Source organism: Mesorhizobium kowhaii (genome assembly GCF_003253745.1).
In the GTDB taxonomy this organism is placed as follows: Bacteria; Pseudomonadota; Alphaproteobacteria; order Rhizobiales; family Rhizobiaceae; genus Mesorhizobium; species Mesorhizobium kowhaii.
Genome location: NZ_MZXV01000017.1, coordinates 93,122 through 109,011 on the forward strand (window position 1 = coordinate 93,122; position 15,890 = coordinate 109,011).

At 58.8% G+C, this 15,890-nt stretch carries 13 protein-coding genes; 6 read left to right on the forward strand and 7 right to left on the reverse strand.

Features of this window, described 5'->3' with window-relative positions; all coding sequences use genetic code 11:
- Positions 1-129 precede the first annotated feature (129 nt).
- Genes B5V02_RS09385 through B5V02_RS09395 form a run of 3 tightly spaced genes read right to left on the reverse strand, consistent with a single transcriptional unit; the run spans position 130 to position 4,285 of the window.
- On the reverse strand, positions 130-1,266 hold the full coding sequence (locus tag B5V02_RS09385) for a T6SS phospholipase effector Tle1-like catalytic domain-containing protein (protein ID WP_111543949.1): 1,137 nt from the start codon (positions 1,264-1,266) through the stop codon (positions 130-132).
- On the reverse strand, positions 1,263-2,549 hold the full coding sequence (locus B5V02_RS09390; protein ID WP_111543950.1) for a ComEC/Rec2 family competence protein: 1,287 nt from the start codon (positions 2,547-2,549) through the stop codon (positions 1,263-1,265). The genes B5V02_RS09385 and B5V02_RS09390 overlap by 4 nt, the downstream gene beginning before the upstream one ends.
- Positions 2,546-4,285, reverse strand: a complete 1,740-nt coding sequence (locus tag B5V02_RS09395) for a gluzincin family metallopeptidase (protein WP_245445826.1) — start codon at positions 4,283-4,285, stop codon at positions 2,546-2,548. Before B5V02_RS09395 ends, B5V02_RS09390 begins: the two co-directional genes overlap by 4 nt.
- A 537-nt stretch (positions 4,286-4,822) precedes the next feature.
- Here B5V02_RS09395 and B5V02_RS09400 point away from each other — a divergent pair.
- The 3 genes from B5V02_RS09400 to B5V02_RS09410 all read left to right on the forward strand — a co-directional run bounded on the left by B5V02_RS09400 (position 4,823) and on the right by B5V02_RS09410 (position 8,761).
- Complete coding sequence (locus B5V02_RS09400) at positions 4,823-7,654, forward strand: DEAD/DEAH box helicase (RefSeq protein WP_245445828.1); 2,832 nt, start codon at positions 4,823-4,825, stop codon at positions 7,652-7,654.
- Positions 7,655-7,853: 199 nt separating this feature from the next.
- A complete protein-coding gene (locus B5V02_RS09405) occupies positions 7,854-8,240 on the forward strand; it encodes a hypothetical protein (RefSeq protein ID WP_111543951.1) in 387 nt (128 codons plus the stop codon).
- The gene (locus tag B5V02_RS09410; RefSeq protein ID WP_111543952.1) at positions 8,237-8,761 is read left to right on the forward strand and encodes an RES family NAD+ phosphorylase; all 525 of its coding nucleotides are present in this window, start codon (positions 8,237-8,239) and stop codon (positions 8,759-8,761) included. The genes B5V02_RS09405 and B5V02_RS09410 overlap by 4 nt, the downstream gene beginning before the upstream one ends.
- A gap of 42 nt (positions 8,762-8,803) precedes the next feature.
- Here the strand turns inward: B5V02_RS09410 and scpB are convergent, their stop codons facing one another.
- From scpB to B5V02_RS09430, 4 genes are all read right to left on the reverse strand, one after another.
- On the reverse strand, positions 8,804-9,505 hold the full coding sequence (gene scpB, locus B5V02_RS09415; RefSeq protein WP_111543953.1) for an SMC-Scp complex subunit ScpB: 702 nt from the start codon (positions 9,503-9,505) through the stop codon (positions 8,804-8,806).
- Positions 9,506-9,507: 2 nt separating this feature from the next.
- Positions 9,508-10,461 carry a DUF1403 family protein gene (locus B5V02_RS09420; protein ID WP_111543954.1) on the reverse strand — a complete coding sequence of 318 codons (954 nt, stop codon included), beginning with the start codon at positions 10,459-10,461 and terminating at the stop codon, positions 9,508-9,510.
- Positions 10,462-10,708: 247 nt separating this feature from the next.
- Complete coding sequence (locus tag B5V02_RS09425) at positions 10,709-11,302, reverse strand: type II toxin-antitoxin system VapC family toxin (RefSeq protein WP_111543955.1); 594 nt, start codon at positions 11,300-11,302, stop codon at positions 10,709-10,711.
- Positions 11,292-11,588, reverse strand: coding sequence for a hypothetical protein (locus B5V02_RS09430; RefSeq protein ID WP_111543956.1), 297 nt, complete (start codon positions 11,586-11,588; stop codon positions 11,292-11,294). Before B5V02_RS09430 ends, B5V02_RS09425 begins: the two co-directional genes overlap by 11 nt.
- Before the next feature lie 251 nt (positions 11,589-11,839).
- On the opposite strand from B5V02_RS09430, the gene B5V02_RS09435 reads away from it, so the two are divergent.
- The 3 genes from B5V02_RS09435 (at position 11,840) to repB (ending at position 15,753) form a co-directional block, all read left to right on the forward strand.
- On the forward strand, positions 11,840-12,967 hold the full coding sequence (locus tag B5V02_RS09435; protein ID WP_111543957.1) for a site-specific integrase: 1,128 nt from the start codon (positions 11,840-11,842) through the stop codon (positions 12,965-12,967).
- A 522-nt stretch (positions 12,968-13,489) separates the two neighbouring features.
- Entirely contained in the window at positions 13,490-14,698 is a 1,209-nt protein-coding gene (repA, locus tag B5V02_RS09440; RefSeq protein WP_111543958.1) for a plasmid partitioning protein RepA, read from the forward strand.
- A 68-nt stretch (positions 14,699-14,766) separates the two neighbouring features.
- On the forward strand, positions 14,767-15,753 hold the full coding sequence (gene repB / locus B5V02_RS09445; protein WP_111543959.1) for a plasmid partitioning protein RepB: 987 nt from the start codon (positions 14,767-14,769) through the stop codon (positions 15,751-15,753).
- Positions 15,754-15,890: the final 137 nt, after the last annotated feature.

Consider the following 15,890-nt stretch of genomic DNA (forward strand, 5'->3'; position numbering starts at 1 on the left):
CTCGTGCAGCTCTATGCGCATCACAGCAACTGTACAAGGCTCGTAATCGGTCAGCAATTTTTCGCGCCGCCTGGGTTCTATTGTGAGAGTTTCGTCAGAGATCCGGTGTCGATGCCATTCATAATGCGTTTAGCCAGCTTCAGCCGGCCAAACATTGGATGCCCTTCTCGATCCCGGCGGGATCTGATGGCCAGGTAGCGCCCAAACGCTATCGTGGAGGATTGGATCGGGTCCCGGCTCTCTTCGGCCGAAGAGATTGATGCGCCAGCCCTTGCGTTCCGTCGAGGCGTCGTAACGCCGCTTCGGCACGAACTCCGCAACCCACCATTTCCAGGTCATGGAGTCGTGGATCGGAAGGTCGTACTTTTCGGCATCGACGGCGATTTGTTGAAGCAGTTCGCCTTTGGCCGCGTCTTCTAACAACAACCCATGCTTTTCCGCTTCCTCGAGCATCCAACCTAGTGCAATGCGTGACAGTCCGCTTTGACCTTCCTTATAACCGCCGCCGACGTCACCATGGGCGCCGGCAAACCATATCTGCCGAACGTCCTTACCCTCAGGCGTTGCGGCAAGGTTGGTGCGAAAAAATGCCCGCCTCTCGTCCAAAGCGACGGCATGACGCAGCACCGCGATATCCGGATTGTCGTGCGTGTATGGCAGAGCCGTGGGTGAACCGATCCATCCAACGGAACTGACCGTGTCCCAAACCCCGACGAAATGCGGCCGACAATCTGGGGTCGCAAGCTCTTGCCTGAAGTCGGCTGCAAGCATGAAGTAGGCGTCGCGGCGCTCTTTGTTTTCGCGTGCTTTACCGATTGCCCAAAACATATCCACCAAATAGGGAACCAGCGCGTCGTTGCCGGGCATCAGAAGGCCATACATCTTGATGAGGGCAACCAGCGCACGCGCAGTGTAGGCGCCGCGGCTGAAGCCGAAGACGAACAGATTATCCCCTGGGCGGAAATGCGTCATGATGAAAATATAGGCGTCGGCGATGTCGCGCTTCAGCCCATAGCCAAACGCAAGCCCGGCGACTTTCGCAAGCTTGGTGCCAAAACCCGTGACAAAGCCGGGTGGGGCCTTGGTGCCGATCCCAGGATGGTAATAGACGAGCTGGCGATCGCGATCCTTGCGGAGAATGCGGCACAGCTTGGCTACATTAGTACGGTCTTCGCTGAACTGGTTGGAGGTTCCATCGCAGCAGATGACGAGGTTTCGACTGCTGGCCAGCGGACCTGACGGAGGGAGGGCTAGCATCTCGCTCATGACAGATCCAAAGAGGTTTCGTGGAAGAGCTCGTTCTCATTCAGGCTTTGCGTTGTGAAGAGCGCGCTTTGGCGGTCAAGCGCCTGCACTAGTGTCTGGCGGGGAACCTCCGTGCGCCGTTCTTCGTCCCCATGCTTGTGAGCCATTGTCGACATCAGGGTCTGGAGCCTATCTGGATTCTCTTCGGCAGACTTTCGGTCAAAGAGATCCCACAGCGATTTCGGTGTCGCATTAAGGCTGCCGTGATGTCCTACTTTGTAGAGATCGACCTTTTTGAGTTTCTCCCGCACCGCAGGCTGGCCTAGCGCAAATGACCAATTTTCGATCTGCGCATCACCCGGAAAAAGAAGGCTCTTTGATCCACAGCGAAACAGTAGGATCAGGCTCGTATTGTTCAACACATTGTCGAGGATGCGCACGAGTCTCAACATTTGGTCGGCGCGTAGGCGCTTCGCTTGACTGATGATCCAACGCGCATCTATCGGGAAACGGCCAGCGGTCGGGTCAACTGTAAAATCGGGAAAGAGTGGAGCAACCCTTTGCACTTTTGTTGGGCCGAGGGAGGACGCAGCATTAGCCATGAGGTGCCAGAATTCGTCCTGGTCACGGCTGCGCTGCTTGGTGATTTTTTCCGACTGCTCGATTGAGGGTGGTCCCAGGATGTCGATCTTGATACCGGGTAGCAGGTCTTCAAGCGCAGTCTTATCGCCAGCTTTCGCATATTCTCGGATGGCGGACATCGTCATCAGGTTTTCGACGGCATCGAGATTGGCAAGGTTGTTCTCGCCCATGAAAGAAAGTTCCTGGCGTAGCGAAGGCGACAGATATCGGACGCGCTTGACTTCGCTGAAGATCGCGCCAGCAACCCGCTGCATGGCGGCCAGCGAGGAAACATGGTGAGCGGAGAGCGATACTCCTGGCGGCAACGGACCCTTGGCATTGACGGCTAGTTTCGGATCCTCTGTCCACGGCTGCAAAACCAGTTCCGGTTTCAGGTCCGCGATCGTCTTTCCGGATGATGGTCGCTGCTTCTTCGTCGCAAAGCCGGAAATATGGTCCTTGTGGCGGTGGGTAGCGACGACCGCCAATCTCTGGTCTTTCGTCCGCTCGGCAATGTTATTGGCGATCAGCTCGAGCTGGTTTTTCGGGACGCCATCAGGCAACCCGGTCGAACCGAAATCCATCAGGACATGCCGCTGCTCGTTCGGGTATTCAAACGAGAGCAGGAAGCAGTCGCCAAAACCCACTTGGTAAGAAGTGATGACTACGCGGCTTGGCTTCATCCGGCCCTCTCCTGCACACCGCTTCGCGCGAGATGCAGAGCGGAGAAATCCCCTGTCCTGTCATTTTTCGTATCCAGAAGGCCCTGTTTCCAGAGATAAGCGAGCCGGTCCCCTTGTCGCTTCTTGTCTCCCCGATCCTTCAACAGATGATTGGCGATCTGATACTTCAGCTGGCCATATTCGTCGAAGATCAGCGTTCCGCCGCCGAGCAGCCGCAAAGGACGCCAAGATTTTATGCCGTCTGGGACATCGACGTTGAAATCCTGACGAAGCTCGCCGGCCGTGACTGTCAGGACCTGCACATATTCGGCGATCGTCTCGCGCAAAACGAAACCGTCGGGCGCGATACGCACGCTCGGGCGCACCGATTGCACCTCGATGTAACCGATGTCGCCGATCTTTAGCGTTCTTCGGTTTTCCCACACGAAGCGGAACACCTCCTCGTTATCCCGTAGCATCGAGTCGAAATGCGTGCGGCTATAGATCATTTCGTCGTCGCAACGCAGCCAAGTTCCGTCAGCGGCGGCCCGTTTGCTGGGAAAGATGCCGAAATCCTTGAAGTTCGCCAGCAACGCGTCCCGGTAGCCATAGCGGTCGTCGGGTACGACTTCACGGTCGACGGTTAAAAGAGCGGATAGGTAGTCGGAAAATGAAAGATCGATGGGTGGGCAATAGTCGATGGCACGAATGGCCATGGTCAGAAGATGGTCTGCGGCACGCGCACCTTCCTCTATGACTAGCGAGCGATCCTTTTGCCCGTTGACGATCGTACCGATGCGGCTCAGGCGACTGATCCAGATGTCGAGGAATGAGCGCAACATGGCTGCAACGAGCAGCTCCCCGCGTTTATGAACCTCCTGATATTCTGGATCATCCATGTAATTCTTACCGGGCGACAGCTTGATCGAATGGCGCAGCGCGCAACCTCGGACGCCACTCATTTCTTGTCCCATTTCGTCTGCCAGGCGGAAGAGGACCGAATTGGCGAGCGTGTCCCTTTCGAGCAGCGCCTGGTCGATCAATGCTCCGCCGGCCATTCCATCGAGTGCGGCGCTGACGACATCAGGAAGCGCAAAAATGGAAAGCAGTGCGACGACGTCTGCAAGACCCTCATGAAAGGCGCCCTGATCCGGCGACGACGGTTCGAGATAACGCGAGCGCAGGCCATCTAGGATCGCATGCGTGGTTTCGTGAGCGATGACATCATGCGACAGACAGGAAAACACTGTATGCGTGTTGTCCTGTTTGTCGGGAAAGCTTTCGAAATAACCGAAAAACAACGATCGATCATCGCGCGAGTAAAAAGCATTTGGCTCGGCGAATGCGTGTGGCAAGATGTTGAGCTGATGGCCCTCGCATCCCCATTGCACCCGCCGGCCAAGGGCAAACTCGAAGCGAGCTAGAATACGCATAGCAATGGCATAGACGTTTTGAGCGTGAAACCGCGGATCAGAAAGAAGCGTTTCATCCGGCGCCTCCTGAAAAGGGTCTGCGTACTCCCCTTCGAGCCCCGATGATAAGCTCGCCGGCTGATAGAGGGCATTAGCCGTCGCATCATAGTCTACGACGACAACCCTGTAGCCGCGTGGACCCGGCAACAGTTCTTCGGCGGGAACATCAATCGATGCTCTAACAATCCGATCGTCAACTTTGACAGATGGATCCTGGGCAATGATTGACAGCTGCCGGCTGCTACGAAGACTATGTCGTGTCCCCTTCACATTGCGCATGCTCATCACCCCTTCCGCAAGACAAGATGGCGATAAACTTCTAAGAAAAGCAACTATCGGACTGCACATTGATCGCGATTAACTCCTCCCACTTGGAAAGCCTTGGAGGACACCGAGACGCTCCTTGCAGCCACTGTCGGTGTTCCGACCGGCAACTTCGCAATCGACCGCAATTACCTTATTGCCGCGTCGACCCAGCCGAATGGTTTCGACGGCACGGGATAGGTCCTCTCCCGGGGCGCCGGAGCTGACTGCGGTTTTGGGTACCGATGAGCGAACCGCGGGCGCCCAATTCTGCAGCGGCGAGACAACCCAGCAAAGGTGTGACCTCGTGCCAATAAAGTTGTCTAGCATTGGCGAATTCCATGATTTGCTACCGTCGTCCGAAGTCGACTGCTTATCCGAATGCAAAACACATATTTCTGTTCATAACCCTCAAAAGGGACGAAATTCATTCGTGCTGATTCGCCTTTTCAGCCTTCGTCATTATTAGATGGAGACTTCATATGGAAAGTACTGCTCAACTCTGGTCGACATTGTGATATGAGCCTGTTCGTTGCCTGGCGCGGCACTCTTGATTTCCCCGCGCTTCCAGAGCGCGGCCTGAAGGTCGGCGGCAACCGCATCGTTCAGCGTGTCTTCGGCGGCGCTGCCACCAAAGCTCGAATCTCGCCCTCTCAGATCAAAGGGCACGATCTCATCACCACGGAACTCAGTCATCCGTACCGCGAGATTCTCCTTCGCCGAAAGGGGGCGCGCCGAATATCCACGCCGCTGCCTGTGGTCGTGGCACCAGGCGTCGACGACCTCGATAACCTTTCTGAGACCTTTGAAATCCAATGGGATTCCCTAGGCGAATTGGCGACCTATGCCGACACGCCGGAAAAGGTCCTGCAGTCATGGATCAATAGGTTCGATTTTCGAACCGAGGACGAGGAGAACGACCTTCCGGGCCTGCGCACCCCGCAGATAGGCGCGCTGCACGCGATCTCCGCTCACTTTGCAGTCGGCTCCGCCTTTGAACCAGCCACGGTCGTCCTTCCGACCGGAACCGGCAAAACAGAAACCATGCTGGCAACGCTCGTCTACCGACGGCTTGGACTAACGCTCGTTCTCGTTCCCAGCGATACGCTGCGAAGCCAGATCGCTGGCAAGTTCGTCAGCCTTGGCGTCCTGCCCGAGGCCCAGGTTATCACCCGCGACCTCGCCAAGCCACGCGTTGCAATCATTACCACTGGCATAAGGTCGACGGACGAACTGGACTCGATCATCCAGAACGCAAACGTCATCGTTGCCCTTCCGAACGTCCTTGAGGCCTCGGACGCCGCGGTCGTCCGACGTCTCGCAGACGCATGCTCTGATCTTATCGTCGACGAAGCCCACCACATCACTGCCAGAACGTGGCAGGGTGTTCGGGAGCACTTCGCTACAAAACGTATTCTCCAATTCACCGCAACGCCGTTCCGGCGCGACGGAAAGCGCGTCGATGGCAAGATCATCTTCAACTACAAGCTCGGTGATGCCCAGGCCGCCGGCTACTACCGTCCTATAAACCTCAAAACGATCGAAGAATATGGGGACGAGGAAGCCCGCGATATCGCAATTGCCAAGGAAGCCATTGCGACGCTCCGACATGACCGGGACGACCTGAAGCTCGATCACCTGCTGATGGCGCGGACGTCATCAAAGGACCGAGCCGAAGCGGTGGGCCGCATCTACCAGCGCCTCGCTCCGGACCTCAAACCGGTCGTCGTATACTCTGGTCCCGGGCGCAGCTTGACCAATCGCGAGGCTATGACCCAGCTCTTTGATCGAGGAGCCGATGGAGCCCGGATCGTCATTTGCGTTGACATGCTGGGAGAAGGATTCGACCTGCCATACCTCAAGGTCGCGGCCCTTCACGACACGCATAAGTCGCTGGCTGTAACACTTCAGTTCATCGGCCGCTTCACCCGCAAGGGCCCCGCCGACAGAATCGGCGAGGCCACAGTCGTCACCAACATTGCCGACCCTAACGCAGAGGCGAAACTCGCCGACCTCTACGCAGAAGGAGCCGACTGGGATCTTCTCATCAAGCGCTTAAGCGAGGAAAGAATCGCGCAGGAACTGCGGCTGCAGGACGTGGTACTTGCGCTTAGAGAGTCTGGCGATCTCCATGCCAACCTTTCGCTTTGGAACCTCCGGCCTGCACTTTCAGCACAGCTCTTCCGGACGAAATGCGAGGACTGGAATCCCTTGGCTTTTGAGTCCGTCCTTCAGAAAGACTCTGAAAGCTGGTACGCGTTGAGTGAACAGGACAGCGTTCTGGTCGCAGTAGTCTGCCGTTCTAGCGATGTAGCTTGGGGCAACTACCAGAATGTGTACGACACGATCTACGACCTCCTGATCCTCAAGTGGGACAAGGCTGCCGGATCACTTTGCCTTTTTGCGAGCGACTACGATGCGTTGCGATCCGAGAAGCTCGCGAAGGCGGTCACAAACGACGACACCACGCTGGTATCGGGCACGCCTATCTTCAACATTCTCAATAATGTCGAACTGCCGCTGGTGAAGAGTCTTGGTTCGTCGCGTATCGGTGCGATTAGCTTCACCTCGTATTTCGGGCCTAATGTCACCGAAGGACTCGCCAGCATCGAAAAGGCCGAGTCCTCGCTCAACAACCTTGCCTGCCTTGGATATGAGAACGGAGAGCGCGTCCTGTGGGGAGGAACCCAGCGCCGCGGCAAGGTCTGGCAGCAAAAATCCGGGACGATATCGGACTGGATAGAATGGACCGCCGCGACGTGGGCGAAGGTCTCGTCCGAAGTTGAAAGCGAGAGCAACATTGTCCGCGACTTCCTTCGTCCGGAGAAACTGGCGAAGCCGCATTCCGCATGGCCGATATCGGCCCAATGGGGCGAACAGGCGCAAATGCGCTTCAACGACCGGCAGTTCGTCATCTTTGGTTCGTCAGAAGTCCCAGTTTTCGCCGTCGATCTGAATCTCGGTGATGTAGGACCGAACGGCGAAATCGTTTTCCGTATCGAAAGCGACAGCGCGACATCCGAATACGCCCTTGTCATCAGCGAGGAGATTCCAGGTGGCTACCGCCACGACCATATCTCCGGCCCCTCGCTTCGATTCCGTCACGGGACGCTGCCGGCGGTTCCGCTGGAGGAGTACCTCCAGAAGGATCCTTTCATCGTTCGCTATGCAGACGGGACTTACTCCTACAACTGCTACCACATTCCAGTGAGGCTGGACGCTGGTCTCTTTCAGCGCGACAAGCTGGAGGCGTGGAACTGGGATGGTATCGAGCTGAACAAGGAGTCGAAGATGCGCGATACGCCGATCGACTTCTGCGGGCGAATTACCCCCGACTTACCCGACTTATAAGAGTTCCCTGATGTCGGCATCTGGCACGCGGCAAATCTGATCTCAACGTCCGACATTGCGAAGCATTGCTGCCGCCAGCCGGCAACCGCTAAGAGGATGAGGAAGGACAAACAGGTCGCTGGGAGGCGCCAAGCCACTGTTCACTTGCTATGCATTAAAATGTGCATATATTGTGCTTATGAGAGGTCGGAGAATTGTCATGGCCCACGCACAGCTCGCACATTCCACGGTGATCTCGGGCTTTGTCGATAGCCTGCAGGAGCCGCGCACACCCTATATCTCGCCGAAGCGCCTGTCGGAGGCGCTGGGCGTGAAGGTTGCCAATTTGGCCCAGTTGACCGGCGTCCACCGCAACACGCTGCGCAATCCGTCATCGGAGCGCCTGCAGAGCCGGATGCGCGAGATGGTGAAGGTGATCTCGGCCGCGACGGAGCTCACCGGCGACGTCGACAAGGCGATCTACTGGTATCGCAACGAACCTATCGCTGACTATAGCCATCGCACGGCGGCCGAACTCGTCGCTGACGGTCAGGTCGAAGCGGTTCTTGCCTTCATTCGGGATCTCGAGAACGGGGCGCGCGGGTGAAGGTCACCCGCGTCGGGCCGGACGAGATATTCCATCGCTATCTGACACCCAAATGGGCCTTTCTGCCCACCAGCGGTGCAGGGGCGGCGATCGACGGCGGTCGTTTCAACCGGCCAGGCGTCGAAGCACTCTATCTGTCCCGTTCGACCCAGACGGCTCTTGACGAATACAAGCAGGGCGCCAGCGTCGTCCCGCCGGCAACGCTTGCCGCCTACAAGATCACGCTCGGCCAGGTGGCCGATCTTTCGCAGGGATTCGACCCGGACATCTGGGACGGCGCTTGGCAGGAATGGGATTGTGCCTGGCGCCAGGTCGCTCGCATTGACAAGAAGATCCCGCCATCGTGGAAGCTTGCGGACCTGATCATCACGGCCGGGCTTCGTGGCATCCTGTTTCCGTCGCTGCGTCACGCCGGTGGCACCAACGTGGTGGTCTTTCCGGCCAATCTTGTCGAAGGCGATCATGTCGCGGTTCACGATCCTGATCACCGCCTGCCGCACGATCAGTCGTCCTGGTCCTGAGTGATCGACTGTCTCTGGGATCACAACGCGACAACGCCCTGCTCACGACACCTGGTCCTCAATGACCTCGTCCTCGCCCTTCCCGTTAGCCAAACCGGCTGGAATACCGCCAGCCAGGAACTTTTCCTTCGACAGCAGCCCTGCGTCCTCGAGCGCCTCGAAGTCCGGCAGCTGGCGCAGCGTGTCGAGCCCGAACTGCGAGAGAAAATTTTTCGTCGTCACATAGGTGTAAGGCGCGCCCGGCTGAGGGCTGCGCGGTCCCGAGGCGATAAGGTCCTGCGCGCGCAGCACGCCGATCAGGTCGCGCGATATCTCCTTGCCGAAAAAGCTCGACAGTTCGCCACGCGTGATCGGCTGGAAATAGGCAATGCACATCAAAACCAGCGCTTCGGATTGCGACAGTTCTTTTGCGCCGTCGCCCGCTGCCGTGCCGAAGGCGGCGCGGATGGCGTCGCCAAAAATTTTCTTGGTCCGGTGCTGCCAGCCGCCGGCGACCGCGACCAACTCATAGGGCCGGCCGGCGAGCTCGGCGCGAATGTCGTCGATGATCAGTTCGAGATTGCAGTTTTTTCCCACCACCCGCGCGAGGACACTACGCGTCACCGGTTCGCTGGCGGAAAAAATCACCGCTTCGACGCGGCCCATCCATTCGCGCCAGCGCAGTTCTGGCGGCAGGTGATCGAGCTCGGTGTCAAGCAGCGCCGGCTGATCGTTCGGCTTGCGGCGGGCAGAGGCTTCGCTCATCGCTACAGTCCAAACAGGCGGAAGGTGGGACGGCCGGAGAGCTCGCGCACGGCATCGAGTTGTTGCAGCCGATCGAACAGCCGCCGCGCCGCAAAGCGCGAGAGGCTTTTGGTCGTCAGCGATCCGGAGACGGCGTCGTCGTCGAGCAGTCTTTGGATCACATCGCCCGCCCCCTTTGCCCTGAGCTTCGGTGCGACGGCGATGAGCCGCTCCGCGCGACGCGACAGCTCGGCGGCCAACCGGCAGGCGTCGGTCGCGGACCGAAGCAGCGCCAGGCACACCGCCCGCTCAAACCCGTTTTCGCCCGGCCGAATGCGCTTGCCGCCGGCGTCGGGGCGAAATGCCGGACCAAAGGCCTGAGCCATCAACAGCGGCAGCGGCCGCGGCCAGCGCAGGCTTTGCGCCAGCACCAGATCGGCGAGCCACCAGGCAAAAAGCTCGGCATCGGGGCACATAGCGACGACGCGGGCGGCGATTGCCGCGGCGGCGAACGGCGCCGGCCGCCGCGACCCCGCCACATCCTCAATCTCCGTGCAGAGGTCGGCGAGAGCCGCGCCGTCCCAATGGAGCCCGAGTTGGTCAACGATCTTTTCGAGCCGATCGGCGCTGGCGGCGGGCGGCTGCCCGGCCAACTGCCGCCAGGCACCAAAGATGGTGCCGGCGGGTCCAGGGTCCGACCCGGCCTGGCGCAGATACCATGCGTCGCGAAGGGCGGCCGCGTCCTCGGCGCGGCCGGCGAGCCGCATGTTGGCGGCGGCGCAGTTAAGCGCCAGCCGCTGCCGCCAGGCCCCGGCCCAGGCAGGCTGCGCGCGGGCAAGCATGTCGAGCGCGCTCAAGGCGGCGCCGGCGCAAAAGGCGGCGTCCGCATCATCGGGTACGCCGCCGGGGGCGAGCGCCCAAGGCGGGACGGTGGGCGGCACAGACGAGCTGGCGGTCGCGGGATCGAGGCGAATCATAGTTTTGGAGGGTAAAGCGTCCGTGCGCTTTGCGCCATGATTTCCAGGCCGAAACGCACAGCCTGTCGAGCGGCAAAAACGAATGATAATGTTGCATTATCGTTCATTCTTGCGCTAGATGGGGAAATGGCCGTTTTCGTCGAGCAGAAGCCCAAAATTCACGCCCAGCGACCCTCCGGACCATCCCACAGCGCGACGGTCTTTCCTGGAACGGCTACGATAGCGCTGGTGCATCCCACTGACGCTTTTAAGCCTGCGGGCGCAAACCTGGCGCTGCCCGGTAGAAGATCACCCGCACCGACGGAACAAGCTGGCTGAGGTAATCGAAATCGCCAACATTGCCGGTCAGGACCGTCGCCCCGAGCATACCGGCCTGGTGAAAGATCAGCGCATCGTTGAGGAAGCGGCGTTCATGCCCCTTCCCTTTCGGCAGATGGCTCAGCCGGAACAACAGGCCGGCCAGCATGCCGGCGCGTCCCCAAGCGGTGGCGTCGGGTGCATGCAGCCGGTGCGCCGGAATATCCTCGATCGTATCAGCAACGGCTCCCAGGACCGACTTCGTCGTCGGGTGCGCCGGGTCGAGCCGGCCGAACACGTGGCTGAGCTCGGCAAGGCAGACGGCCGAGTGGTGACAGAGCCGATACGTCAGAAGGTTATCGACCGCTTCGGGCGTACGTCCCTGCAGGACATCCAGATAGACGCTGGTGTCGAGGAGCAATACGCCGCCGACAGGCGGCTGGTCACCTGCCCAGGACAGGGTGGAATCTGGTCGCCGTTCCAGCCCTGCCCTACGCCGCTGTGGTTTTAGGGACCGCAGTGCGCCGCCTAGATCAAATGCCAAGATCGATGTCCGCGGAGATGCTGCCCTTGCGGCCGACGAGCCGGGCGCCAAAATCATCCTCGAGGGCCAGCCGCGACAAGGCGAGCTCAAGCAGTTCGGTGTCGGAGGTCACATGGGCGCGCTTCTTTGCCGCCTCGATCAATTCCGACGGCACCCTGCCGGAAAGGCGTGTGTTCTTGGCCGCGCCAAGCAGGCCGACCGCCCTCGCCTGCTCAAGCACCAGACGGTTGCGGGTGTGGGCGATCCGCTCCTCGCTTGCGGCTGTCGCTGCGCCACGTATGGTCATCTTGGTATCTCCATCTGTTGAACGGAATATAAAGGATGTTGAACATGAAAGCAAGGAGAGACCACCCCCTGAGAGGCCATCCCTGGATCGGAAAGGCCCGTTGCGCTCCCGCTGATGCGATACCAGGACCGGAGCGGAGGCAATTCCCGCAGCTATTCTGTCACACAGCTCGCGGTGGACAATTCCGGACTTTGGCCGCACCTTCGCTCGTAAGAATCGCATTGCTGCGACAGTAGAATGGACGAGGCTGGATGGGCAAAGCCCGTAATTTGATGGTGTCCACCGACGCAATCGACACCGATGACCTGCCGGACATTGTCGACGTCGTCATGGAGATGGGGCGGCCGGATGAAGGCCCCTCCCCTCCCCCGCCGGTCCTTGACCCGCGACAGACATCGTTGCCTACGCATCTCGAAAAGCTCGCCGACCGTGCGCGCGATTATGTCGAGGCAGCAAGTTCGGCGAACACCCGTCGCGCCTACGCAGCCGACTGGAAGCATTTTTGCGCCTGGTGCCGGCGCCAGTCTTTTGATCCATCGCGGCCCGACCCGCAGACCGTTGGCCTCTATATCACCGCGCAGGCTTCGGGCACTGGAAGGGGCAAAAAGGCGGTGGCGACGATCGAGCGCCGCCTGTCATCCCTGACCTGGAACTACACGCAGCGCGGCCAATCGCTTGACCGGAAGGACCGTCATATCGCCACCGTGCTCGCCGGCATCCGCAACACGCACGCCGCCCCGCCCCGTCAGAAGGAGGCCGTACTGCGCGACGATCTTGTTGCCATGCTGGAGACGCTCGACCGCGGCACGCTGCGTGGCCTGCGTGACCGCGCCATGCTGCTTTTGGGCTTCGCAGGCGGCTTGCGCCGCTCCGAAATCGTCGGCCTCGATCTCGCCCGCGATCAAACCGAGGATGGCTGCGGCTGGGTTGAGGTGCTCGACAAAGGTGCTCTTGTGACACTGCGCGGCAAGACCGGCTGGCGCGAGGTCGAGATCGGCCGCGGTTCGTCCGACGCCACCTGCCCGGTTGTCGCGCTCGAGACCTGGCTGAGGTTTGCCCGCATCGCGCATGGCCCCTTGTTCCGCCGTGTTACTGGTCAGGGTAAAACGGTCGGCGTCGATCGGCTCAACGATCAGGAGGTGGCCCGGTTGGTCAAGCGCACGGCCTTGGCCGCCGGCGTGCGCGGCGATCTCTCCGAGGGCGAGCGGGGACAGAAGTTTTCCGGACATTCACTGCGCGCTGGCCTGGCTTCCTCTGCCGAGGTTGATGAGCGTTATGTGCAGAAGCAGCTTGGCCACGCCAGCGCCGAGATGACCCGCAAGTACCAGCGGCGTCGCGACCGTTTCCGGATCAACCTCACTAAGGCGTCCGGGCTCTGAAAAGCCCTCTCTTTTCCCATTGAGCGAACTCGACACCATTACTCCGTCCTCCCACTTGGCGCTTATCGTGAGGCAACGGACTGATGAGCGCTGCCCTCTCTCCTCCGACAGCTATCACCTGGAACGCTTTGCTTAGCGTCTTCAAGGGAGGTGAAAGACAACATGGCGCTTTGCGATGTCGGGTCAGAACGCGGTCGAGTTTGATCTGCAAATACTCGTCATAGGCTCAGAGTGTCGTGATCACTTGCCAGGCAACGGTGCGGAGCGCCTTAGGAAGCCGATAAGAACTGGGCGTGATGCCTGGGTAAGCAGGATTTGTGCTTGGATGGTAGGCTTTGTCCGCAGACAAAATCGCCGAATTGTGCAGCATATTCAGTTGCATGAATCATATTATTGAGCCCAGTTCCGCGACCGTTAAGCTTTTGTTAACTTTAAATTTCTTGCCCGGGCGAACGAATCGGACATAATGACGGTTGCTTGGCGCTTTTACGTCAAAAATCGTTTTTAGAGAGTCTCGATCGAATGAACGTGAACTCGCCCGTTCCTACAAAGATCCCGCTGCTGTTCGAGAAAAGCATCCTCGATCAGGGCGACCAGATATCGAAGAAGTTGCACCTGCTTTCGATGCAGCGCTTCCCTCCCCACGCGAAGAAAGATCTTCGTTCGTTCTCGCTGGCGGAGGTTGCCACGTATCTGGGGGTTTCCCAGAGCCATCTGAAGAAACTGCATCTGGAAGGAAAGGGACCGGTGCCTGAAACCTCGACGTCGGGCAGACGTTCGTACACTGCTGAACAGATGCTTGAGCTGCGCCAGTATCTGGACCAGTACGGTCGATCTGACGCCCGCATGTATGTTCCCCATCGGCGGCCCAGCGAGAAGCTTCAGATTTTAGCTGTGGTTAATTTCAAGGGAGGCAGCGGGAAGACCACTACAGCTGCCCACCTCGCCCAATACCTTGCGCTTACCGGTCACCGTGTCCTAGCGGTCGATCTCGATCCGCAGGCGTCGCTTTCTTCATTGCATGGGTTCCAGCCTGAACTCGACCAGACGAAATCCCTTTACGACGCGATTCGTTATGACGACGAGAGGGTGCCTCTCTCCGAGATCATCAAGCCGACGAATTTCCCGGGCTTGGACATCGTCCCAGCGAACCTAGAGCTCCAGGAATTCGAATACGACACGCCTCTGGCAATGACTGACAAGTCTTCGAATGCGGGCAGGGCGTTTTTCACACGCATCTCGAAGGCATTGATGGAGGTCGACGATCGCTACGATGTCATAGTTATCGATTGTCCGCCGCAGCTTGGCTACCTGACGATCACTGCACTGACCGCGGCGACTTCAGTGTTGATCACGATCCATCCGCAGATGCTCGATGTGATGAGCATGGGCCAGTTTCTGCTGATGCTCGGGAACATCCTGGAGCCGATCAGAGCGGCCGGTGCCGAGGTGAATCTGGAGTGGTATCGCTACCTTGTTACTCGATTCGAACCTACGGACCAGCCGCAAGCGCAGATGGTGGCATTCCTGCATACGCTGTTCGGCGAATTCATCCTAAAGAACCAGATGCTGAAATCAACGGCGATTTCCGATGCGGGGATTACCAAGCAGACCCTCTACGAAGTCGAAAAGAGTGCGATGACCCGGTCCACATACGAGCGGGCAATGGAAGCCTTGGACGTCGTCAATGGCGAAATCGTAGCTTTGATTCATGAAGCATGGGGGCGCTGACTTGTCTGCTGACAAAAGTGCACCTTTTCCAAATGTATTCAACGGCCTACGCTGCCTGGAGGTAAAATATGGCACGTAAAAATCTTCTTTCTGGCCTCGTAGAAGCGGAAGCCGGCGAGCGGGAGTCATCTACCGCGGCTGCAGCATATCCGATCCGCGGAGCGTCAAAATCCATGATCCGTTCGGTCAACGAGTTGGCAAAGCAAGCGGATGCGTATCTTGAGGGCGAGCATGTCGTGGAACTCGACCCAAGCGCAGTCGACGGCTCGTTCGTTTCCGACCGCATGGGCGACGACCAGGAGCAGTACCAAGAACTGCTGGAAGCTATTCGGGAAAGGGGGCAAGATTCTCCCATACTTGTCCGTCCGCATCCAGGCTCCGACGGCCGCTATATGATTGTCTTCGGCCACCGCAGAGTCCGAGTCGCTCGTGAGCTGGGACGGAAGGTAAGGGCAGTCGTCAAGGAGATCGACGACAGGGCCCATGTAATTGCCCAGGGTCAGGAGAATTCCGCTCGTGCAAATCTTAGCTTCATCGAGAAGGCGATGTTCGCAAAGCGTCTTGAGGATTTGGGGTACGACAGAGATGTGATCTCGTCAGCATTGGCCTCGAACGCCGCTGCGGTATCAAAGATGGTATCAGTCGTCTCAAGAATTCCGGCGTCTGTGATCGGCAAGATTGGATCCGCTACGTCTGTGGGCCGCGAGCGGTGGGTTGAGCTGTCTCTCCTCGCCGGCAAGAAATTCGAAATGGTTAATGCAATCTTGTCCGAACCAGAATTCGGTGAGTTGGAAAGCAACGAACGTTTCGAAAGGCTGCTGGGAGCCCTGAATGCGAAGGGGAAGCCGGTTCGCAAGGTAGGTCTGAAGTCCCAAGCACAATCCTGGGTCCCGGAGGACAAAGCAGTTAGCGTCAGCGTTAAGAAGGCAGGCAAGGCCATCACGATCGCCGTGAAGGAGATGGACGGCAGCCGCTTTGGTACGTGGATTTCCGATAATCTGAGCAACCTCTATGAGGCGTTCAGAAAGTCGGAGCAGACCTCAACAGGAGACTGAAACCGCAAAAGAAAAAGGCCCCCGAACGTCACCGTCGCGGAAGCCCTTCTCGTCTGTCGCAAGCTGAGAATCGCATTTCCCCGAATCACTGTCAAGAGTCGTGGCGCCGTTTTGGCGAGCAGATTTCTTTTGCCTAA